Consider the following 21829-nt stretch of genomic DNA (forward strand, 5'->3'; position numbering starts at 1 on the left):
GGGGAAGAACCGCGTCATGATGGACATCACGAGCCTTTCGGGTCTCGCCTCGTTCCAGCCGGAACTGGTGCTGGCGATCGGCGCGCTCGCCGTGCTGATGATCGGCGTCTTCGTCGGCGAGCGCTCGACCGGCCTCGTCACCGTGCTCTCGGTGCTGCTGATCGCCGGCGCCGGCCTCGCGCTCTACAACGCGCCGGACGGCGCGGCCTTCCAGGGCGCCTTCGTGCTCGACGCCTTCGCCCGCTTCATGAAGACGGTCGCCCTCATCGCCGCGGCGGCGGCGGTCGTCGTCTCCTATCGCTTCGCCAAGGACGAGAAGTTCGACCGCTTCGAATACCCCGTGCTGATCGTCCTTTCGACGCTCGGCATGATGGTGATGATCTCGGCGACCGACGTGATCTCGCTCTATCTCGGTCTCGAGCTGCAGTCGCTCGCGGCCTATGTCATCGCCTCGATCAACCGCGATTCCGGCCGGTCGACCGAAGCGGGCCTGAAATATTTCGTGCTCGGCGCTCTGTCGTCCGGCATGCTCCTCTACGGCGCCTCGCTCATCTATGGCTTCACCGGCCATACGAGCTTCGACGGCATCGCCGCCGCGCTCTCCTCGGGCGTCTCGGTCGGCGCGGTGTTCGGTATCGTGTTCTTCCTCGCCGGCATGGCGTTCAAGATTTCGGCCGTGCCCTTCCACATGTGGACGCCGGACGTCTATGAGGGCGCGCCGACGCCCGTCACCGCCTTCTTCGCCTCGGCGCCCAAGGTGGCGGCGATGGCGATGTTCGTCCGCGCCACCGTCGACGCCTTCGGCCCGGCGCTCGGCGACTGGCGGCAGGTGGTCACCTTCGTGGCGCTCGCCTCGATGCTGCTCGGTGCCTTCGCCGCGATCGGCCAGCGCAACATCAAGCGCCTGATGGCCTATTCCTCGATCGGCCATGTCGGCTATGCGCTCGTCGGCCTCGCCGCCGGCGATCAGGCGGGTGTCCAGGGGGTCGCCGTCTATATGGCGATCTATGTCGCGATGACGCTCGGCGCCTTCGCGGTCATTCTTTCGATGCGGCGGGCCGACGGCGCGGTCGAGGACATCTCCGAGCTCGCGGGCCTGTCGCGCACGCATCCGGTGATGGCCTTCATCCTCGCGATGATCCTGTTCTCGCTCGCCGGCATCCCGCCGCTCGCCGGCTTCTTCGCGAAGTGGTACGTCTTCCTCGCGGCGATCCAGGCCGGGCTCTATCCGCTCGCGGTGATCGGCGTGCTGACGAGCGTGGTCGGCGCGTTCTATTACATCCGCATCATCAAGCTGATGTATTTCGACGAGCCGGCGCCGGCCTTCCGGCCGGTTCCGGGGGAGTTGCGCCTCGTGCTCGGCCTGTCGGGCGCCTTCGTCATCCTCTTCGTGCTGGTGGCGGGGCCGCTCGGCAATGCCGCCGATGCAGCGGCGCGATCGCTCTTCTGAGTTGGCCGATTTCGCGCTCGGTCCCGCAGCGACCGCGGCCGGCTATCGGCTGATCGCCTATCCGACCGTCGGCTCGACCAATGCCGAGGCGCTCCAGCGGGCGCGCGAGGGCGATCCCGGCCGGCTCTGGCTCGCCTCCGATCACCAGACCGGCGGGCGCGGCCGGCGCGGCTCGTCCTGGCAGACGCCGCGCGGCAATCTCGCGGCGAGCGTGCTGACCGTCCTGCCGGCGCAGAGCCCCCGCGCCGCCACCCTCGGCTTCGTCGCCGGCCTCGCGCTCGACGAGGCGCTGCGCAAGGCGGCGCCGCAGATCGGTTTCGTCACCGCGCTCGACGGGGCAGGGGGCTGGGGCGGCGCGGTCAGCGACCGCGTCCGGCTCAAATGGCCGAACGACGTGCTGATCGACAAGGCGAAGCTCGCCGGCATCCTGCTCGAGGCCGAGCCGCTGCCGGACGGCCGCTTCGCCGTGGTGGTCGGCATCGGCGTCAATGTGCAGCATGCACCCACCGGCCTGCCCTATCCGGCCACCGCCCTTGCGGCGGAGGGCGCAACGGTCGATGCTGCCTCACTTTTCATCGCGTTGACTGAGTCGTGGGCCGGCATAGAACGGGTCTGGGACGGCGGGCGCGGTTTCCCGGCTCTCCGCCGGCTCTGGCTCGAACGCGCCGCCGGTCTCGGCGAAGCGGTCGCGGTGCGGATCGGCGAGGAGGTGTTCCGGGGTGTGTTCGAGACCATCGACGAGGAGGGGCACCTCGTCATTCGGTCCGGTGAAGGCAAGATGCGGACGATCGCCGCCGGCGAGGTCCATTTCGGAACGGTGGCGACTGCGCGGTGATGGTGGCAAGAGGTGACGGACTGAAGCGGGAACTCGTCTTCCTGCCGCTCGGCGGCGTCGGCGAGATCGGCATGAATCTGGGCCTTTATGGCCTCGGATCGCCTTACTCGAAACGGTGGCTCGCGGTCGATTTCGGGGTCGGATTCGCCGGTCCGGACCTGCCCGGCGTCGACATCATCTTCCCCGACACCCGCTTCGTCGAGGAAGAGCGGAGCGCCCTCGAGGCGATCATCATCACGCACGCGCACGAGGATCATTTCGGCGCGCTGCTCGATCTCTGGCCGCGCCTGCGCGTGCCCGTCTACATGACGCCGTTCGCCGCCGGCCTGCTCGCCGCCAAGCGCGCCTCGGAGCCCGGTGCTCCCGATATCCCGGTGCGGATCGTCCATCCGGGCGAGCGGGTGCGGCTCGGACCGTTCGAGGTCGAGTTCGTCAACGTCGCGCATTCGATCCCCGAGCCGCTCGCGCTCGTCCTTCGTACCGAACTCGGCACGGTCGTCCACACCGGCGACTGGAAGCTCGATCCGCATCCGCAGATCGGCCTGCCGACCGACGGTCGGCGTCTCGCCGCAGTCGGCGACGAGGGCGTGCTGGCGCTCGTCTGCGATTCGACCAATGCGACGCGCGAAGGCTGGAGCCCGAGCGAGGCCGATGTCGCGGCCGAGCTCGAGGTGCTGATCCGCGAGGCGTCCGGCCGGGTCGCCTTCACCGCCTTCGCCTCCAATGTCGCGCGGCTGCGCTCGATCGCGCTCGCGGCCGCGAAGGCCGACCGTCAGGTCGTGCTGGTCGGACGGGCGCTGCGCCGGGCCGTCGACGTCGCCGGCGAGCTCGGCTATCTCGAAGGCCTGCCGCCCTTCCTCGACGAGGAGGCCTACGCCCATCTGCCGCGGGCGAAGACGGTCGCCATCCTCACCGGCAGCCAGGGTGAGTCGCGCGCCGCGCTCGCCCGCATCGCCGAGGACGACCACAAGTCGATCGCGCTGTCGCCCGGCGACACGGTCGTGTTCTCCTCCCGGGCGATTCCCGGCAATGAGCGGGCGATCAACGACATCATCAACGCGCTGGCGACGCAGGGCGTAAGGGTGATCACCGACCGCGACCGCCTCGTCCACGTCTCCGGCCATCCGCGCCGTGACGAACTCGCCGAGATGTATGGCTGGGTGCGGCCGGAGATCGCCGTTCCGGTTCATGGCGAGGCGGCGCATCTCGCCGCGCACGCCGCTTTCGCCCGCGAGATGGGGGTGCGCCAGATCGTCGAGGCGCGGAACGGCGCGGTGATCCTGCTCGCCCCCGGCCCGGCGGAAGTGATCGACCACGTGCCGACCGGACGGCTCTACAAGGACGGCATGGTGATCGCCGATCTCGAGGGCATCGGCGTGCCGGAGCGGCGCAAGCTCGCCTTTGCCGGCCATGCCGTCGTCTCGCTGGTGATCGACCAGAAGGGCAGTCTCGTCGCCGATCCCGACCTCGCGCTCGTCGGCCTCCCGATCGCCGGCGTCGCGGGGCATCCGCTCGAGGAGGCGGCAATGTCCGCCGTGCTCGGCACGATCGAGAGCATTCCGCGGGCGCGGCGGCGCGATCCGGAACTGGTGCGCGAGGCGGTGCGGCGCGCCGTGCGGGCGGCGGTCCGCGAGCACTGGGGCAAGAAGCCGCTTTGCACGGTGTTCGTCGCGGTCGTATAGGCGCTGTCGCGAGGGCTTTTCGCCGGCGACGGAGCAGTGTTTTGATCGGACGGCTCAATCATGTCGCGATCGCCGTGCCGGATCTCGGTGCGGCGGCCGAGCGCTACCGTAGCGCCTTCGGAGCGACCGTGACCGGACCCGACGCGCTGCCCGAACACGGCGTCACGGTGATGTTCATCGAGCTGCCGAACACCAAGATCGAGCTGCTCGCGCCGCTCGGCGCCGATTCGCCGATCGCAGCCTTCCTGGCGCGCAATCCGGCCGGCGGGATGCACCATGTCTGCTACGAGGTGGACGACATCCTTGCCGCACGGGACCGGCTGCTCGCCACGGGCGCGCGGGTGCTCGGCACGGGTGAGCCGAAGACCGGCGCCCACGGCCGGCCGGTGCTCTTCCTGCACCCCAAGGATTTCGACGGCACGCTGATCGAGCTGGAGGAAGTGGCATGAGCTGGTACAGCCTCGTCGCGATCTACTTCGTCATCTGGTGGACCATCCTCTTCGCGGTGCTGCCCTTCGGCATCAGGACGCAGGAAGAGGTCGGCGAGGTGACGCTCGGCACCACGGCGAGCGCGCCCGCGCAGCCCATGCTGGTGCGCAAGGCGATCATCACATCGATCGTCGCGGCGATCCTCGTCTTCGGCTTCTGGTATCTCTATGCCCGGCTCGGCTGGACCGCCGAGGCGCTCGGAAACCTCTTTCAGTGACGGGGTTGCCCGGACGGCACGGCTTCGATACGATTCGGGCCATGGGAAACGCCCCCCGCGCCCTCGCGCTCGCCGCCATCCTTTCAGGACTCGCCAGCGCGCCATCGGCAGCGGCCATGGATCGGGCGCTGCGCGAATCGCTGAGCACGCTCGATCCCGAGACGCGCTTCGTCCAGGTCTGCGACCTCGCCGCGATGGACAGTCTCGCCAAGGACAAGAGCCATTTCCGGCCCGAGCACGCCATGGTCGATTATCTCGGTCGGCCGAATCAGAAGGGCGACACGCTCGAGGGCAAGGGCGCCGTGTTCCGCAGCCGCGGCGACTGGTACCGCTTCACCTTCACCTGCACGACCTCGGATGACCATTACGAGGTCACCTCGTTCCGCTACAAGGTCGGCGACAAGATCCCGCGCGAGGAGTGGGACGAGCTGAACCTCTTCCCCTGATCCTGTCTTTGATGCCGGGCGAGGGTTGCGGGGCTGCGGCGAGGCCGTCCGCTGATACATCCGCCCGGTGATCGGAGAAAAGGTCGGAAAGGCCGCTCGTTCGTGGCGTCTTCCGCCCTCATCGGCCGGTCGGGACGGCGCTGGCGCGCCACGCGAAGAACCCGACGCCCCGGTCCACAAAAGAAAAAAGCAAGGCCCTTTCGAGCCTTGCTTCCCCAGTTCCGCGTCCTACCCCTCGTAACCTCACCCGTCAGCCGATCCTCAGATCGGTTCTTGCCGGGCCTGGCGGCAGCAGCCTTTACGGCGCGCCAGAGGGGCCTTCCTCCCAAGACTTAGACCGCGATGCCTTCCGGGCGGTGGTCTTGTTGCCCGCGCCCTTGTTATGTCGAGGAGGTTATCCAATGGCCGAACGCTTGTCATCATTTTGTGCAGCGCTAGCCCAAAAATTTCGCGTCAGTATGACTGACCTTAGGATTTCCGCCCTCGCACGGTGACCTCGATCGCGTCACGGCCGGTCGCGGCGCCGCGGGGCGTCGCGGCTCTTGTGTTTTGCGTCGGCCCTTGTCTTGATGACGGCCCTTACGAACCCGTTCCCGAGTCCCGGAGCCCCGGCGATGCGCCTCTCCCGCTTCTTCCTGCCGATCCTGCGCGAGACGCCGAAGGAGGCGGAGATCGTGTCGCACCGGCTGATGCTGCGTGCCGGCATGATTCGGCAGCAATCGGCGGGCATCTATTCCTGGCTCCCGCTCGGCAAGATCGTGCTTTCGAAGATCGAACAGATCGTGCGCGAGGAGCAGAACCGCTCCGGCGCGATCGAGCTCCTGATGCCGACCATCCAGTCGGCCGAGTTGTGGCGCGAGAGCGGGCGCTACGACGCCTATGGCAAGGAGATGCTGCGCATCGAGGACCGGCACGAGCGCGAGATGCTCTACGGTCCGACGAACGAGGAGATGGTGACAGACATCTTCCGCAGCGCCGTGCGCAGCTATCGCGACCTGCCGCTCAACCTCTATCACATCCAGTGGAAGTTCCGGGACGAGGTGCGGCCGCGATTCGGCGTCATGCGCGGGCGCGAATTCCTGATGAAGGACGCCTATTCCTTCGATATCGACCGGGAGCGGGCGCGCGAGGCGTACAACCGGATGTTCGTCGCCTATCTGCGCACGTTCGACCGGCTCGGCCTGAAGGCGATCCCGATGCGGGCCGACACCGGACCGATCGGCGGCGACCTGTCGCACGAGTTCATCATCCTCGCCTCGACGGGCGAGAGTGCGGTGTTCTGTTCGAAGGACATTCTCGACCTGCCGATTCCGCCCGACGATGTCGATTTCCGCGGCGATCTCTCGCCGATCGTCACCGCCTGGACGACGCCCTATGCGGCAACCGACGAGATGCACGACGCCGCGGCCTTCGAGGCGCTGCCCGAGGACAAGCGCGTCTCGGCACGCGGCATCGAGGTCGGCCACATCTTCTATTTCGGCACCAAGTATTCCGGACCGATGGGCGCCAATGTCGCCGGCCCGGACGGTGTCGAGCAGCCGGTCCATATGGGCTCCTACGGCATCGGCGTGTCGCGCCTGATGGGCGCGATCATCGAGGCGAGCCATGACGAAGCCGGCATCATCTGGCCGGAATCGGTGGCGCCGTTCGCGGTCGGCCTCATCAATCTGAAGACCGGCGATCAAAAGACCGACAGCGTTTGCGACGGGCTCTACGAACGCCTTACGAACGCCGGAGTCGCGGTGCTCTTCGACGATGTCGACGGCCGCGCCGGTGCGAAATTCGCCACCATGGACCTGATCGGGCTGCCCTGGCAGCTCGTGGTCGGTCCGAAGGGGCTCGAGCGGGGCGAGGTGGAGCTGAAGCGCCGGGCGACCGGCGAGCGGCTGACGCTCTCCGTCGACGCGGCGGTGAACCGGCTGATGGCCGGCTGATCGGGACGTGCGAGGAGACGGCATGGCGGAGCCGACGAGAACCGGGCCTTTCGCGGCCTTCGAGTGGATGCTCGCGGGCCGTTATCTCCGGTCGCGGCGACGGGAGACCTTCATCTCGATCATCGCCGGCTTCTCCTTCGTCGGCATCATGCTCGGCGTTGCGACGCTGATCATCGTGATGGCGGTGATGAACGGCTTCCGCACCGAGCTGATCAGCAAGATCCTCGGCATCAACGGCCATGTCATCCTGCAATCGGCCGATGGCGAGCTGACCGACTATGCCGAGGTCGCGGCGCGCATCGCGATGGTCGACGGCGTCGTCTCGGCGATCCCGCTCGTCGAGGGGCAGGCGCTCGCCTCCGGCCCCAGCACGGCAAACGGCGTGCTGGTGCGCGGCGTGCGCGACGAGGACCTGCCGAGCGTTCCGGGCATCGCCAACAACATCCGGCTCGGCTCGATCGCCAATTTCACGCAGGAAGGCGGCGTCGCGATCGGAACGCGGCTCGCCTCGGCGCTCGGCGTGACGATCGGCGACCGGCTGACGCTCGTCTCGCCGCGCGGCAACATCACGCCGATGGGCGTCACGCCGCGGGTCAAGGCCTATCCGATCGTCGCGATCTTCGAGATCGGCATGTCGGAATACGACGCCACCTTCGTCTTCCTGCCCTTCGCGGAGGCGCAGGCCTATTTCAACCAGACCGGCAAGGCGAGCGCGATCGAGATCTATCTCGACAATCCCGACCGGACGGGAGCGCTGCGCGACCCGATCGAGAAGGCGGCGGGGCGCTCGGTGCTGCTCACCGACTGGCGGCAGCGCAACATGACGTTCTTCTCGGCCCTCGAGGTCGAGCGCAATCTGATGTTCATGATCCTGACGCTGATCGTGCTCGTCGCCGCACTCAACATCATCTCGGGCCTCACCATGCTCGTGAAGGACAAGAGCCACGACATCGCCATCCTGCGGACGATGGGGGCGACGCGCGGCTCGATTCTGCGCGTCTTCTTCATCACCGGCGCGGCGATCGGCGTGGTGGGCACGGCGGTCGGTTTCGTGCTCGGGCTCGTCGTCTGCTGGAACATCGAGCCGATCCGGCAGGGCATCTCCTGGATGACGCGCACCGAACTCTTCTCTCCCGAACTCTATTTCCTCAGCCGGCTGCCGGCCGAGGTCGAGTTCGGCGAGACCTTCACCGTCATCGTCATGGCGCTCGCGCTCTCCTTCCTCGCGACGCTCTATCCCGCCTGGCGAGCGGCCCGGCTCGATCCCGTGGAGGCACTGCGCTACGAATGAGCGGGGCGGTGGCGAACAAGGGGGAGGCCGGCGGCGCGGCGCTCCGGCTCGAGAAGGTCGAGCGGCACTATGGCGACGGCGAGAGCCGGCTCTCCATCCTGACGGGAGCGAGTCTCGTGCTGTCGCCGGGCGAGGTGGTCGCGCTCGTCGCCCCGTCGGGTGCAGGCAAATCGACGCTCCTTCACATCGCAGGCCTGCTCGACAAGCCGGACAGCGGCGAGGTCTATATCGGCGGCCGGGAGGCGGGTTCGCTCACCGATGCCGAGCGGACGGAGATGCGGCGGCTCCATATCGGCTTCGTCTACCAGTTCCACCATCTCCTGCCCGAATTCACGGCGCTCGAGAACGTGATGATGCCGCAGCTGATCCGCGGGCTCGACCGCAAGGAGGCGGCGGCACGTGCCGAACAACTGCTCGCCTATATGCGGCTCGGCGAGCGCGTGAAGCACCGACCCTCGGAGCTCTCGGGCGGCGAGCAGCAGCGCGTCGCGATCGCGCGCGCCGTCGCCAATGCGCCGCATGTCCTCCTCGCCGACGAGCCGACGGGCAATCTCGACCCGAAGACATCCCGCTATGTCTTCGAGGCGCTGACCGCGCTCGTCCGTGCCTCCGACGTCGCCGCGCTGATCGTCACCCACAATATGGACCTCGCCTCGAAGATGGACCGCCGGATCACGCTGTCGGGTGGCAAGATCGTCGAGGTGTAGCGGGGGAAAGGGGTTGCCGCCCTCGGACCGGGTGCCGCCCGCTCTTCGAACCACCCCTCCAGCCGTCATTCCCGCGAAGGCGGGAATCCATGAAACAGAGGACGGCTCGGCTCGATGGATCCTCGCCTTCGCGAGGATGACGCCTGCTTGGGGGTGAACCTGGCGCGCGGACCGGGCGCGGTTTCCCTCTCCCTCGTGGGGGAGGGTAGGGCGGGGCGTGGCCGGGAACGGGGTTCAGGGTGGCCGCACCGACGCGCCGATCCACCTTCGCGTGGAACGATCTTGCCCGTTCGGGCCGCAATTCGGTCTGCCGTTTCTCGATCGGCCCAAGCGCGGCTGGTAGCGTCGGTTCACTTTCCGAGGCGCCTTCGCGCCTTCGCCGAACGGGACATCCGATGCGTCTTTCCTCGCTTGCCGCCGCCGCCTTCCTCGCCCTCGCGCCGCTGCCCGCCCTGGCGCAGGAGCCGACGACGCTGCTCAACGCCTCCTATGACATCTCCCGTGAGCTGTTCGTGCAGGTGAACGCCGCCTATGCGGCGAGCCGCGCCGAGCGCGGCCTGCCGGCCGTCGAGGTGAACCAGTCGCATGCCGGCTCCTCGAAGCAGGCGCGCTCGATCATCGAGGGGCTCGAGGCCGACGTCGTCACCTTCAACCAGGCGACGGATGTGCAGGCGCTCGCCGACAAGGGCTTCGTCGCCGCCGACTGGCCGTCGAAATTCGCCGACGGCGCCTCGCCCTTCTATTCGCTGCCGGTCTTCCTCGTCCGCGCCGGCAATCCGAAAGGCATCAAGGACTGGGACGATCTCGTCCGCGACGATGTCGCGCTCGTCTTCCCGAACCCCAAGACCTCGGGCAATGCGCGCTACACCTATCTCGCGGCGGCGGCCTACGCGAAGGAGAAGTTCGGCGGCGACGAGGCGAAGGTCGAGGAGTTCCTCGGCAAGTTCCTCGGCAATGTCGCGGTATTCGACACCGGCGGCCGGGCGGCGACGACCACCTTCGTCGAGCGCGAGATCGGCGATGTGCTGATCACCTTCGAGGCCGAGACGAAGGGCATCGCCAAGGAATTCGGCGCGGACCGCTTCGAAACCGTCGTGCCCTCGGTGAGCCTGCTCGCCGATTTCCCCGTCGCGGTGGTCGACAAGGTCGCCGACAAGCGCGGCTCGCGGGCGCTCGCTAGCGACTATCTTGCCTTCCTCTATACGCCGGAAGGCCAGCGCATCGCCGCCGAGAACGGCAACCGGGTGCGCGATCCGAAGGTCGCCGAGACCTTCGCGGCGCAGTTCCCGAACGTGCGTCTCGTCACCGTCGACACGGTCTTCGGCGGCTGGGCGGAAGCCCAGAAGACACAGTTCGGTTCGGGCGGGTTGCTCGATCGGCTGCTGGACCAGTAGTGTCCGCGCTCGCCGCGGCGGCGCCGGGGGCGCCGCCGGTCCGCCAGCCGCGCCTGCGCTATTCGAACAAGCCGGCACTCGCCGGCTTTCGGCTTTCGCTCGGCCTGACGCTCGTCTATGCGGCGCTCGTCATTATCCTGCCGCTCGCCTGCCTGGTGTGGACCGGCGCGGGGCTGGGCTTCGCGGATTTCATCCGCATCGTCACCTCGCGCCGGGCGCTCGCGAGCTACCGCGTGACGCTCTCGGCAGCGGCGCTCGCCACCCTCTTCAACGCGGTCTACGGCTTCGCGCTCGCCTATGTGCTCGTGCGTTTCCGCTTTCCGGGCCGCCGGCTGCTCGACGCTCTGGTCGATCTGCCCTTCGCCATCCCGACCGCGGTCGCCGGCATCGCGCTGACGACGCTCTTCGCCGGCAATGGCTGGTTCGGCGCGCCGCTCGAGGCGCTCGGCATCAAGGTCGCCTATACCCCGCTCGGCATCGCGGTGGCGATGGCCTTCACGAGCCTGCCCTTCGTCGTGCGGACGCTCCAGCCGGTGCTGCAGGACCTCGATCCGGCGATCGAGGAAGCGGCCGCGACGCTCGGCGCGAGCCGCGGCCGCGCCTTCCGGAGCGTCGTCTTCCCGCTCCTCGTTCCGGCGCTGCTCGCCGGCGTCGCGCTCGCCTTCGCCCGCTCGCTCGGCGAGTTCGGCGCGGTGATCTTCATCGCCGGCAACCAGCCGAACCGCACCGAGATCACGGCGCTGCTCGCCTTCATCCGCATCGAGGAATACGACTATCCGGCCGCTGCGGCGATCGCGACCGTGATGCTCGCCGCTGCCTTCGTGATGCTCCTCGTCATCAACGCGCTCCAGGCGCGGCTCGCCCGCTACCAGGAGGCGTCCCGATGAGCCGGGCGGGTGCCGCGGTGCGGGAGGGGCGGGCGGCGCGCGGCGCACTGCTCGGTGCGGTGCTCCTCGCCTCGCTCCTCGTCCTCGTCGCGCCCGTCGCCATCGTCTTCATCGAGGCGTTCGGCGCCGGCCTTTCGGGCTTCGCCGCAACGCTCGCCCATCCCGATACACGCGCGGCGATCGGGCTCAGCATCGTCACCGCGCTCCTCGTCGTGCCGGTCAACACGCTGTTCGGCATCGCCGCCGCCTGGGCGATCGCGCGCTTTCGCTTTCCCGGCCGGCGGCTGCTCCTCGCCACGATCGAGGTGCCGTTCTCCGTCTCGCCGATCGTCGCCGGCATCGCCTATCTCTTCGTCTATGGCGGGCAAGGGCTTCTCGGCCCCTTCCTCGAGGCGCACGAGCTGCGCATCATGTTCGCGCTGCCCGGCATCGTGCTCGCCTCGATGTTCGTCACCGCGCCCTATGTCGTGCACCAGCTGATCCCGCTGATGGAAGCGCAGGGGAGCGACGAGGAGGAGGTGGCGGCGACGCTCGGGGCGGGCGGCTTCGCGATCTTCCGGCGCGTGACGCTGCCCAATATCCGCTGGGCGCTGCTCTATGGCGTCGTGCTCTGCAATGCGCGCGTGCTCGGCGAGTTCGGCGCCGTGTCGATCGTCTCGGGCAATATCCGCGGCCAGACCAATACGCTGCCGCTCCACATCGAGCTGCTCTATCATGACTACAATACGATGGGTGCCTTCGCGGCCGCCTCCGTCCTGGCCCTCGCCGGGCTTCTGACGCTCGTCGCGAAATGGCTGCTCGAGCGGAGCGGCGCGCGGCAGGGATGAGCGCCCGCGCGGCAAGCCATTGATCCGCCGTGGTGGCGCCTGATAACCAAGGTCCGCTCCGCCTCCCCGCAGCCCCGGCCGCCATGATCCGATTCCTCCGCACGTTCGTCCTCGCGCTCGCCCTTTCGGCGGCGGGCGCGGCGCGTGCGGAGACGCCGCCGGCGCCCTTCGAAGCCAAGGCGACGGCCGCCTTCCTCGTCGATGCCGAGACGGGCACCGTGCTCTACGAGAAGGCCGCCGACCGGCCCTTCGCCCCGGCGGCGATGGCGAAGATGATGACGATGGCGATCGTCTTCGAGGCGCTGAAAGCCGGCCGCATCCACCTCTCCGACACCTTCCCCGTCAGCGAGCACGCCTGGCGGACGGGCGGCGCACCGTCCGGCAGCGCCACCATGTTTGCGGCCGTCAAATCGCAGATCGCCGTGTCCGACCTCGTGCGCGGCGCGATCGTCCAGGCCGGTAACGACGCCTGCCTGATCCTCGCCGAGGGAATCGCCGGATCGGAGGAGGCCTTCGTCCGGCTGATGAACGACAAGGCGAGGGCGCTCGGCATGGCGGGCTCCGTGTTCACCAACGTCACCGGCTTCGAGGATCCGGCGCAGAAGGTGACGGCGCGCGACATGGCGAAGCTCGCCCTCCACCTGATCGAGACCTATCCGGACTATTACCGCATCTATAGCGAGCCGGATTTCACCTGGAACAAGATCTATCAGCGCAACCGCAATCCGCTGCTCGGCATGGCGATCGGCGCGGACGGTCTGTCGACCGGCAGCACGGCCGCCTCCGGCTTCAGCCTGACCGGCTCGGTCGTGCGCGGCGGGCATCGCGCGGTCGTCGTGGTGAGCGGCCTCGCGAGCGATGCGGAGCGGGCGGCGGAGGCGCGGCGGCTGATCGAATGGGGCTTCTCCGCCTATGAGCGGGTGCGCCTCTACGAAGCGGGCGAGCCGCTCGGCGAGGTGCGCGTCTTCGGCGGTGCCGAGGGCCGTGTGGCGGTGGCGACGCGGGTGCCGGTCGACCTCCTGCTGATGAAGGGCCTGCGCGATCAGGTGCGGGCGCGGATCGTCTATCGCGGTCCGGTCGAGGCGCCGGTCGCGAAGGGGCAGGAGATCGGCGTGGTACGGGTGACGGTCGGCGACGCGCCGAACCAGGAGCAGGCGGTCTATGCCCTCGCCGACCGGCCGCTCGGGACGATGACGCAGCGGGCGCTCGACGGCGTCGGCGAACTGCTCCTGGGCTGGTGGTGATGGCGGGACGCTTCGTGACCTTCGAGGGCGGCGAGGGGGCCGGCAAGACCACCCAGATCCGCCGCCTCGCCGCCCGGCTCGAGGTGGAAGGGATCGCCGTCGTCACGACGCGCGAGCCCGGCGGCACGCCGCGTGCCGAAACGATCCGCGATTTCATCCTCTCGGGGCAGGCGCGTGCGCTCGGCGTCGAGGCCGAGGCGGCGCTCTTCGCCGCCGCCCGCGCCGACCATGTCGCGACGGTGATCCGTCCGGCGCTCGCCGCCGGGCGATGGGTGCTCTGCGACCGCTTCGCCGATTCGACCCGCGCCTATCAGGGCGCCGACGGGGCGGACCCGGATTTTCTCGGCGCGCTCGAAGCGGTCGCCGTCGGCGCGACGCGGCCGGACCTGACCGTCGTCCTCGACCTGCCGGTGGAGGACGGGCTCGCCCGGATCGCGGGCCGCGGCGGCGGGCCGGACCGGTTCGAGGCGGAGACGATCGAACGGCATCGGCGGCGGCGGGCGATCTTCCTCGAGATCGCCGCCCGCGAGCCGCAGCGCTGCGTCGTGCTCGACGGGCGGGGCAGCCCGGAGGCTGTCGCCGACGCGGTGTGGCGGACGGTGCGCGAACGGCTGATCGAGGGGGCGCGCTGAAGAATGGCCGATCCCGCCGACATCCCGCATCTCGACGAGATCGAGGGCTGGCCGTTGCCCGAGGCGCAAACCGAATGGCGCGGCGACGCCGGTGCCGAGACCGCGCTGATCGAAGCCTATGCGAGCGGCCGGATGCACCATGCCTGGCTGATCGGCGGCACGCGCGGCAGCGGCAAGGCGACGCTCGCCTATCGCTTCGCCCGCTTCGCGCTCGCCCATCCGACGCCCGAGGCGGCCGCGGCATCCGACCGCCGGCCGATCGACGCCGGCCACCCGGTGGCGCGCAAGATCGCCGCGCGCTCCCATCCGAACGTCTTGACCCTCGCCCGCCCCTGGGACGACCGGGCGAAGCGCTTCAAGACCGATCTGTCGGTCGACGAGGTGCGCCGCACCGTCGGCTTCTTCGGCTCGACGGCCGGCGAGGCAGGCTGGCGGATCGCCATCGTCGATGCCGCCGACGACATGAACGCCAATTCGGCGAACGCCCTCCTGAAGGTGCTCGAGGAGCCGCCGCCGCGCTCGCTCTTCCTCGTGCTCAGCCACCAGCCGGGCCGGCTCCTGCCGACCATCCGCTCGCGCTGCCGCCGGCTCGAGCTGCCGCCGCTCGCCCCCGATGTGATCGCCGCCGCGCTCGCCGCGCACGAGCCCGAGGTCGACGCGGCCGACCGGGCCCTCGCCGCCCATGCGGCGGAGGGCAGCCTCCGGCGGGCGATCTCCATGCTGCGCGGGGAGGGGGTCGCCGTGCGGCGCGATTTCGGTGCGATCGCCGCGCGGCTGCCCGATCTCGACATTCCGGCGGCGCACCGGCTCGGCGATCTCGTCGCCCAGCGCGGCGCGACGGACGCGCTCGAGGCCTTCGTCGACACCGTGCGCGACTGGCTGGCGCGCCGGGTGCGCGGCGATGGAGAGCCCGACGGCATGCCGGTCAGCGCCGCGGTGGCGGCGACGCCGCTTGCCAGCTTCGCGGAGGTATGGGAGAAGTTCGGCGACGCCGCGGCCCGCACCGAGGCGCTCAATCTCGACAAGAAGCAGTTCGTTCTCTCGACGCTGATGGACCTCGCCCGCGCGACCCGAATGTGACGCTGCCTGACGGCCGATCCGGCCGGGTCGAATAGTCGTGTACAGAGACGCGAGGCCGCAGCGATGACTGCCCCGAAATTCTACATCACCACCGCCATCTCCTACCCCAACGGCGCACCGCATATCGGCCATGCCTATGAAGTGCTGGCGACCGACGCGCTCGCCCGGTTCAAGCGGCTCGACGGGCACGACGTCTTCTTCCTGACCGGCACCGACGAGCACGGCATCAAGATGGTTCAGACCGCGGCGCGCGAGGGCATCTCGGCGCGCGAGCTCGCGGAGCGCAACGTGCCGCGCTTCCAGGCGATGGCGAAGGCGCTCAACTGCTCGAACGACCGCTTCATCCGCACCACGGAACCGGAGCACTACCGCGCCTCGCAGGAGATCTGGCGGCGCATGGAGGCGGTCGGCGACATCTATCGCGACGTCTATGCCGGCTGGTATTCGGTGCGCGACGAGGCCTATTACGCCGAGAGCGAGACCGAGCTGCGCGAGGACGGCCGCCGCTACGGGCCGCAGGGCACGCCGGTCGACTGGGTCGAGGAGGAGAGCTATTTCTTCCGCCTCTCCGCCTATCAGGACCGGCTGCTCGCCCATTACGAGGCGAACCCCGACTTCATCGGTCCCGAGGAGCGCAAGAACGAGATCCTGAGCTTCGTCCGCGGCGGCCTGAAGGACCTCTCGATCTCGCGCACCACCTTCGACTGGGGCGTGCCGGTGCCCGGCAATCCGCGCCATGTGATGTATGTGTGGGTCGACGCGCTCACCAATTACATCACCGGCGTCGGCTTCCCCGATGTCGAGAGCGCGACCTTCAAGCGCTACTGGCCGGCCGACGTGCACATCGTCGGCAAGGACATCATCCGCTTCCACACGGTCTACTGGCCGGCCTTTCTGCTTTCGGCCGGGCTCGACCTGCCGAAGCGCGTCTTCGCGCACGGCTTCCTGTTCAACCGCGGCGAGAAGATGTCGAAGTCGGTCGGCAACGTCATCGACCCGTTCGGTCTCGTCGAGACCTATGGCGTCGACACGGTGCGCTTCTTCTTCCTGCGCGAGGTGCCGTTCGGCCAGGACGGCAATTACAGCCACGATGCGATCGTCAACCGGATGAACGCCGATCTCGCCAATGATCTCGGCAATCTGGCGCAGCGCTCGCTGTCGATGATCGCCAAGAATCTCGGCGGCGTGGTGCCGGAGCCCGGCGCCTTCTCCGAGGCCGACGCGGCCATTCTCGCAGCGGCGGACGCGCTGCTGCCGGTCTGCCGCAAGGCGATCGACGCGCAGCAGATCCACGCCGCGCTCAACGCGGTGTGGGCGGTGGTCGGCGACGCCAACCGTTATTTCGCCGGCCAGGAGCCCTGGGCGCTCCGGAAGACCGATCCCGCCCGGATGGGCACGGTGCTCTATGTGACGGCCGAGGTGGTGCGCCAGATCGCCATCCTCGCCCAGCCGGTGATGCCGGAGTCCGCCGCGAAGCTGCTCGATCTCCTCGCCGTTCCGGCGGAGGCGCGCAGCTTCGAAGCCCTCGGCCCCGCCGGCCGCCTCGCCGCGGGCACGACGCTGCCGGCGCCGGCGGGCGTCTTCCCGCGCTATGTCGAGCCGGCGACGGAATAGAGGCGCCCTCTGCGCCGTCCCTTCGAACAGCCCCGTCATCCAGCCTCCCGCCTCGGCTTCGGCGTCTTCACCCCCCACCCCGACCCTCCCCCACAAGGGGGGAGGGAGGCTGCCGCTCCCGGGCCGCGAACTTGCGTTCCCGGATGGTGGGGCGATTACCTCGAACCGCCCCCTCCACCCGTCATGCCGGCCTCCGTGCCGGCATCCGTAATCGTGACGGTGGCGCTCCGGGCACCGTCCCCGCCGCCCCGTCCAGAATCGTGCCCTCGAGCCCTTACAGCCTCGTCCTCCGTCATTCCCGCGACGGCGGGAATCCACGAAACAAAGGCCGGCCCGGCGCGATGGATCCTCGCCTTCGCGAAGATGATGGGGTGGGGTGAAGCCGGTGTGCCGCCCGGGCGCGCTTTCCCTCCCCCTTGTGGCAATCCCGCCACCCGCGGCGATGCGGGCGGTGGACGGGGCGGGGCCGAGGCGCTACTTGAAACGGTGCGGCGCAACAGGGCGCCGCGTCCTGTTTCTGCGCCCGCCGGTCCGATGCTCGTCGACAGCCACTGCCATCTCGATTTTCCCGATTTCGCCGAGGACCGCGAGGGCCTGATCGCACGGGCGAAGGCGGCCGGCGTCGGGCTCATGATCACCATCTCGACCCGGGTGCGCCGGTTCGACGCGATCCGGGCACTCGCCGAGGCGCACAATATGGTGTTCTGCTCGGTCGGCACCCATCCGCACCAGGCGGCCGAAGAGCCGGATGTGACGACGGACGACCTCGTCGCGCTCGCCGCCCACCCGAAAGTGGTGGCGATCGGGGAGGCGGGGCTCGATTATTTCTACGACACCGCGCCGCGCGACGTGCAGGCCGCTTCCTTCCGGCGCCACATCGCGGCGGCGCGGATCACCGGCCTGCCGCTCGTCATCCACGCGCGCGACGCCGACGCCGACCTGATCGCGATCCTGCGCGAGGAGACGGGGAAGGGGCCCTTCCCGGCCATTCTGCACTGCTTCTCCTCCGGCGCCGAACTCGCCCGCGTGGGGCTCGAACTCGGCCTCTACATCTCGTTTTCCGGCATCCTCACCTTCAAGAACTCGCAGGCGCTGCGCGATATCGCGGCGAGCGTGCCGCTCGACCGGCTGCTCGTCGAGACCGACGCGCCCTATCTCGCGCCGGTGCCCTATCGCGGCAAGCGGAACGAGCCGGCCTATGCCACGGAGACGGCGAAGGTGCTCGCCGGCGTCAAGGGCGTATCCTTCGAGACGCTCGCCGCGGCGACCACGGCGAACGTCTTTCGCTGCTTCGGAAAACTGCCGCGGACGCTGATGGCGGAGATGGGCGTTGATGGCTGAGGCGGCGACGGGGCGGCTCCGGATCACCATTCTGGGCTCCGGCGCCTCGCCGGGCGTACCGCGGATCGGCAATGACTGGGGCGCCTGCGATCCGGCCGAGCCGAAGAACCGCCGCCGCCGCTGCTCGATCCTGATCGACCGCTTCGGACCGGAAAGCGACGCGCCGACGCGCATCCTCGTCGACACCGGACCGGACCTGCGCGAGCAGATGCTGTCGGCCGCCGTCACCCGGCTCGACGGCGTGCTCTACACCCACGCCCATGCCGACCACACGCACGGCATCGACGATCTCAGGAGCTTCTGGATCAACAACCGGATGCTGGTGCCGGTCTATACGGACGACGAGACGCAGGCGCGGCTCGAGGAGGCGTTCGGCTACTGCTTCCGCACCCCGCCGGGAGGTTCCTATCCGCCGATCCTCGCGCGGCACCGGATCGCCATCGGCACGACGCTGACGATCGACGGGCCGGGCGGTCCGCTCTCGATCCTGCCGTTCCGCCAGGTGCACGGTGCGATCGACAGCCTCGGCTTCCGCATCGGCGGCTTCGCCTATTCGAGCGACATCAGCGACCTGCCGGACGAGAGCCGCGGCGCCGTCTCGGGCCTCGATCTGTGGATCGTCGATGCGCTGCGCTACACCCGCCATCCGAGCCATTGGAGCGTCGAGGAGACGCTCGCGGCGATCGAGGCCTTTCGGCCGGGCCGGGCTGTGCTCACCCATATGCACGGTGACCTCGACTATGCGACTCTCGCCGCCCGTCTGCCGAACGGCGTCGAGCCCGGCTATGACGGGATGATCGTCGACCTGCCATATTCTTTCTAGATCAAACGTTTGCTCTTTGATCCGGAAGTGACGCGCCCGTATCGAGGCTCGCTGCACCGGTGTTCGAGCTCGACATCCGATACCATTGAAATCAAAGCGGTTTCGTGATCTCCGCAGGTTGCGGTGGGAGATCGGGATGGCGGATGGTAGAAGCGTGATCGGCAAGCGACTCTCACGAGCCGGGCAGGGCGGTCGAGAGGGGATTGGGTCGGATATGAAACATCGGGAACTCGTCTGGTCGGTGGTCGGCGTCGGAGCCGTGGCCGTCTCCTCCTTCCTCCTCTACCGCGAGGTCCGCAGCCTTTCCTTCGACGACATCAGCGACAGCTTCTATGCCATCACCTGGCACGACTGGTTGCTCGCTGTAGGCGGCACGCTGATGGCCTATGGCGCGCTCGCCTGGTACGACCGCATCGCCGTGATGCATCTCGGCAAGAAGATCTCCTGGCCGTTCATCGCGCTGACCTCGTTCACGACCTATGCGCTGTCGCACAATATCGGCGCCTCGGTGCTTTCGGGCGCCGTCGTGCGCTACCGCGCCTACAGCACCAAGGGGCTCTCCGGGCAGGAGATCGGCGTGCTCGTCGTGTTCTGCTCCTTCACCTTCGCGCTCGGCACCGTGCTCGCCGCCGGGGCGGTGCTGCTGCTCAGGCCGTCGCTGATCGACCGGATCACCGACGTGCCGTCCTGGGTGGGCTTTTCCATCGGCCTCGCGCTCGTCGGGCTCGGCGCGCTCTATATGCTCGGCTCATGGCTGCATTTCCCGCCGTGGCGGATCGGCAGCTTCCAGATCCAGTATCCGCGCCTCGGCGTCGCCGTGCGCCAGCTGTTCGCCGGGCCGCTCGAGCTCGCAGGTGCCGCGGCGATCATCTATTTCACGCTGCCGGAGGTAGGAAATCCCGGCTATGTCGCCATCCTCGGCATCTTCATCGCTTCGTTCTCGATCGCGCTGCTGTCGCATGCGCCGGGCGGGCTCGGCGTGCTCGAGGTGACGTTCCTCGCGGCGCTGCCGGAGATGGATCCGGCCGATGTGCTCGCCGCGCTGATCGTCTTCCGCATGCTCTATCTGCTGATCCCGTTCGCCTTGTCGATCTTCGTCGTGCTGGGCTTCGAGGCCTCGGGTCGCCGCCGGCGCGCCGGCTGACACCGCTTCGGGGGATGGCCGCACGACACCGGGCGATCCCGCACCGAAGCGAAGCGCCGGCCCCGCCTTTCCCGTCCATGCAGAAAAGTTCCATAATCTATCTTATGCGAATCGGCTCCGTCGGCGGCGATGGAGGATCATCGGTCCGCCCTCGCCGGCCAACGGACTGCGATCGGCCGCGCCCCGCGGCCGATCGCGCCGCATCGCGCCGGGTTGCGGCCGCCTTCATCGGGCGCCGGGCCGGCAGCGCCTTCGCGTCCCGCGGCTTCGCCGTCCATCCGCCGCATGGCGCGATGCCGCGAGCCCGGCGGACATGCGGCGGCGGACATCCCCCTGGCGGTCGTCACGGGCATCGGCCGCCGATTGACATTCCGCCCTCGGTCGCCCAGATAGCGCCGATCTTGAAATCACGGGCCCCGGCTCGCCGCCGGGCCTCTCAGCCGCCGGCCGGCCGCCGCGGCCAGACCGGTTGAGCGCATGTCCGGCTCCGCACCCCGCATTTCCTTCGTCAGCCTCGGCTGCCCCAAGGCGCTCGTCGATTCCGAGCGAATCCTGACCCATTTGCGCGCCGAGGGTTACGAAGTGGCGCGCCGGCACGACGGCGCCGACGTCGTCATCGTCAACACCTGCGGTTTCCTCGACAGCGCCAAGGCGGAATCGCTCGAGGCGATCGGCTCGGCCATGGCCGAGAACGGCAAGGTGATCGTCACGGGCTGCATGGGCGCCGAGCCCGAGCAGATCCGCAACGCCTTCCCGAACGTGCTCGCGATCACCGGGCCGCAGCAATATGAGAGCGTGCTCGACGCGGTCCACACCGCCGTGCCGCCGGCGCACGATCCGTTCGTCGATCTGGTGCCGCCGCAGGGCATCAAGCTGACGCCACGGCACTATGCGTATCTCAAGATTTCAGAGGGCTGCAACAACCGCTGCACCTTCTGCATCATCCCCAAGCTGCGCGGCGACCTGGTGAGCCGGCCGGCCGGCGACGTGCTGCGCGAGGCGGAGAAGCTCGTCAAGGCCGGCGTCAAGGAACTGCTCGTCATCTCGCAGGACACGAGCGCCTATGGCGTCGACCTTCGCTATGCGGAGAGCCCGTGGAAGGACCGCAGCGTCCGGGCGAAGTTCTTCGACCTGTCGCGCGAGCTCGGCAGCCTCGGCGCCTGGGTGCGGCTGCACTATGTCTACCCCTATCCGCATGTCGACGAGGTGATCGGCCTGATGGCCGACCGGCTCGTGCTGCCCTATCTCGACATCCCGTTCCAGCACGCCTCCCCTTCCGTGCTGCGCGCCATGCGCCGCCCGGCGGCGCAGGAGAAGCAGCTCGATCGCATCCGCACCTGGCGGGGCATCTGCCCCGATCTCGCGATCCGCTCGACCTTCATCGTCGGCTTTCCCGGCGAGACCGAGGAGGATTTCGAGTTCCTGCTCGACTGGCTCGACGAGGCGCAGCTCGATCGCGTCGGCTGCTTCAAGTTCGAGCCCGTCGCAGGCGCGCCCGCCAACGACATCGCCCTGCCGGTGCCCGAGGAGGTCAAGGAGCGGCGCTGGCACCGTTTCATGCAGCGCCAGCAGGCGGTGAGCGCCAGGCGCCTCGCAAAGCGCGTCGGCCGGCGCGTGCCCGTCATCATCGACGAGGCGAACGGCCGCGTCGCCAAGGGCCGCACGCAATGGGATGCGCCCGAGATCGACGGCACGGTCCACCTCACATCGCGCCTGCCGATGCGCGCGGGCGAGATCGTCACGGCGCGGATCGAGCGGGCCGACGCCTATGACCTCCACGGCACGGTCTAGG

General features: G+C 68.9%; 20 protein-coding genes. All 20 read left to right on the forward strand.

The features are described 5' to 3' along the window. Nucleotides 1-19 precede the first annotated feature (19 nt). The 20 genes from nuoN to rimO all read left to right on the forward strand — a co-directional run bounded on the left by nuoN (nt 20) and on the right by rimO (nt 21828). Complete coding sequence (gene nuoN / locus GGQ63_RS01460) at nt 20-1450, forward strand: NADH-quinone oxidoreductase subunit NuoN (RefSeq protein ID WP_183852596.1); 1431 nt, start codon at nt 20-22, stop codon at nt 1448-1450. A gap of 1 nt (nt 1451) precedes the next feature. Further along, nucleotides 1452-2285, forward strand: coding sequence for a biotin--[acetyl-CoA-carboxylase] ligase (locus tag GGQ63_RS01465; RefSeq protein WP_246429554.1), 834 nt, complete (start codon nt 1452-1454; stop codon nt 2283-2285). Beyond that, entirely contained in the window at nt 2285-3967 is a 1683-nt protein-coding gene (locus GGQ63_RS01470; protein WP_183852598.1) for a ribonuclease J, read from the forward strand. The genes GGQ63_RS01465 and GGQ63_RS01470 overlap by 1 nt, the downstream gene beginning before the upstream one ends. A 41-nt stretch (nt 3968-4008) precedes the next feature. After that, nucleotides 4009-4416, forward strand: coding sequence for a methylmalonyl-CoA epimerase (mce, locus tag GGQ63_RS01475; RefSeq protein WP_183851817.1), 408 nt, complete (start codon nt 4009-4011; stop codon nt 4414-4416). Further along, nucleotides 4413-4673, forward strand: coding sequence for a DUF1467 family protein (locus GGQ63_RS01480; protein WP_183851818.1), 261 nt, complete (start codon nt 4413-4415; stop codon nt 4671-4673). Before mce ends, GGQ63_RS01480 begins: the two co-directional genes overlap by 4 nt. 41 nt (nt 4674-4714) lie before the next feature. Then, nucleotides 4715-5119 (forward strand): DUF930 domain-containing protein, encoded by a 405-nt coding sequence (locus tag GGQ63_RS01485; RefSeq protein WP_183851819.1) that lies wholly within the window; start codon nt 4715-4717, stop codon nt 5117-5119. A gap of 614 nt (nt 5120-5733) precedes the next feature. Next, on the forward strand, nt 5734-7053 hold the full coding sequence (gene proS / locus GGQ63_RS01490; RefSeq protein WP_183851820.1) for a proline--tRNA ligase: 1320 nt from the start codon (nt 5734-5736) through the stop codon (nt 7051-7053). Nucleotides 7054-7075: 22 nt separating this feature from the next. Beyond that, on the forward strand, nt 7076-8344 hold the full coding sequence (locus GGQ63_RS01495) for a lipoprotein-releasing ABC transporter permease subunit (RefSeq protein WP_210308343.1): 1269 nt from the start codon (nt 7076-7078) through the stop codon (nt 8342-8344). 8 nt (nt 8345-8352) lie between these two features. Next, nucleotides 8353-9051, forward strand: a complete 699-nt coding sequence (locus GGQ63_RS01500; protein ID WP_343061055.1) for an ABC transporter ATP-binding protein — start codon at nt 8353-8355, stop codon at nt 9049-9051. Nucleotides 9052-9446: 395 nt separating this feature from the next. After that, complete coding sequence (locus GGQ63_RS01505) at nt 9447-10445, forward strand: sulfate ABC transporter substrate-binding protein (RefSeq protein WP_183851822.1); 999 nt, start codon at nt 9447-9449, stop codon at nt 10443-10445. Nucleotides 10446-10498: 53 nt separating this feature from the next. Next, on the forward strand, nt 10499-11332 hold the full coding sequence (gene cysT, locus GGQ63_RS01510; protein ID WP_183852602.1) for a sulfate ABC transporter permease subunit CysT: 834 nt from the start codon (nt 10499-10501) through the stop codon (nt 11330-11332). Next, nucleotides 11329-12159 (forward strand): sulfate ABC transporter permease subunit CysW, encoded by an 831-nt coding sequence (gene cysW, locus GGQ63_RS01515; RefSeq protein WP_183851823.1) that lies wholly within the window; start codon nt 11329-11331, stop codon nt 12157-12159. Before cysT ends, cysW begins: the two co-directional genes overlap by 4 nt. An 83-nt stretch (nt 12160-12242) precedes the next feature. Next, on the forward strand, nt 12243-13403 hold the full coding sequence (locus GGQ63_RS01520; protein WP_183851824.1) for a D-alanyl-D-alanine carboxypeptidase family protein: 1161 nt from the start codon (nt 12243-12245) through the stop codon (nt 13401-13403). Continuing rightward, a complete protein-coding gene (gene tmk, locus GGQ63_RS01525; RefSeq protein ID WP_183851825.1) occupies nt 13403-14035 on the forward strand; it encodes a dTMP kinase in 633 nt (210 codons plus the stop codon). The genes GGQ63_RS01520 and tmk overlap by 1 nt, the downstream gene beginning before the upstream one ends. 3 nt (nt 14036-14038) lie before the next feature. Continuing rightward, on the forward strand, nt 14039-15115 hold the full coding sequence (locus GGQ63_RS01530; RefSeq protein WP_183851826.1) for a DNA polymerase III subunit delta': 1077 nt from the start codon (nt 14039-14041) through the stop codon (nt 15113-15115). Between the two features lie 63 nt (nt 15116-15178). After that, entirely contained in the window at nt 15179-16729 is a 1551-nt protein-coding gene (metG, locus tag GGQ63_RS01535; protein WP_183851827.1) for a methionine--tRNA ligase, read from the forward strand. Nucleotides 16730-17263: 534 nt separating this feature from the next. Further along, a complete protein-coding gene (locus tag GGQ63_RS01540; protein WP_183851828.1) occupies nt 17264-18070 on the forward strand; it encodes a TatD family hydrolase in 807 nt (268 codons plus the stop codon). Then, a complete protein-coding gene (locus tag GGQ63_RS01545; RefSeq protein WP_183851829.1) occupies nt 18063-18893 on the forward strand; it encodes an MBL fold metallo-hydrolase in 831 nt (276 codons plus the stop codon). Before GGQ63_RS01540 ends, GGQ63_RS01545 begins: the two co-directional genes overlap by 8 nt. A 214-nt stretch (nt 18894-19107) precedes the next feature. Then, nucleotides 19108-20037, forward strand: a complete 930-nt coding sequence (locus GGQ63_RS01550; RefSeq protein WP_183851830.1) for a lysylphosphatidylglycerol synthase transmembrane domain-containing protein — start codon at nt 19108-19110, stop codon at nt 20035-20037. A 477-nt stretch (nt 20038-20514) separates the two neighbouring features. Then, complete coding sequence (rimO, locus tag GGQ63_RS01555; protein ID WP_183851831.1) at nt 20515-21828, forward strand: 30S ribosomal protein S12 methylthiotransferase RimO; 1314 nt, start codon at nt 20515-20517, stop codon at nt 21826-21828. Nucleotide 21829: the final 1 nt, after the last annotated feature.

It is taken from the genome of Prosthecomicrobium pneumaticum (genome assembly GCF_014199915.1).
Lineage (GTDB): Bacteria > Pseudomonadota > Alphaproteobacteria > Rhizobiales > Kaistiaceae > Prosthecomicrobium > Prosthecomicrobium pneumaticum.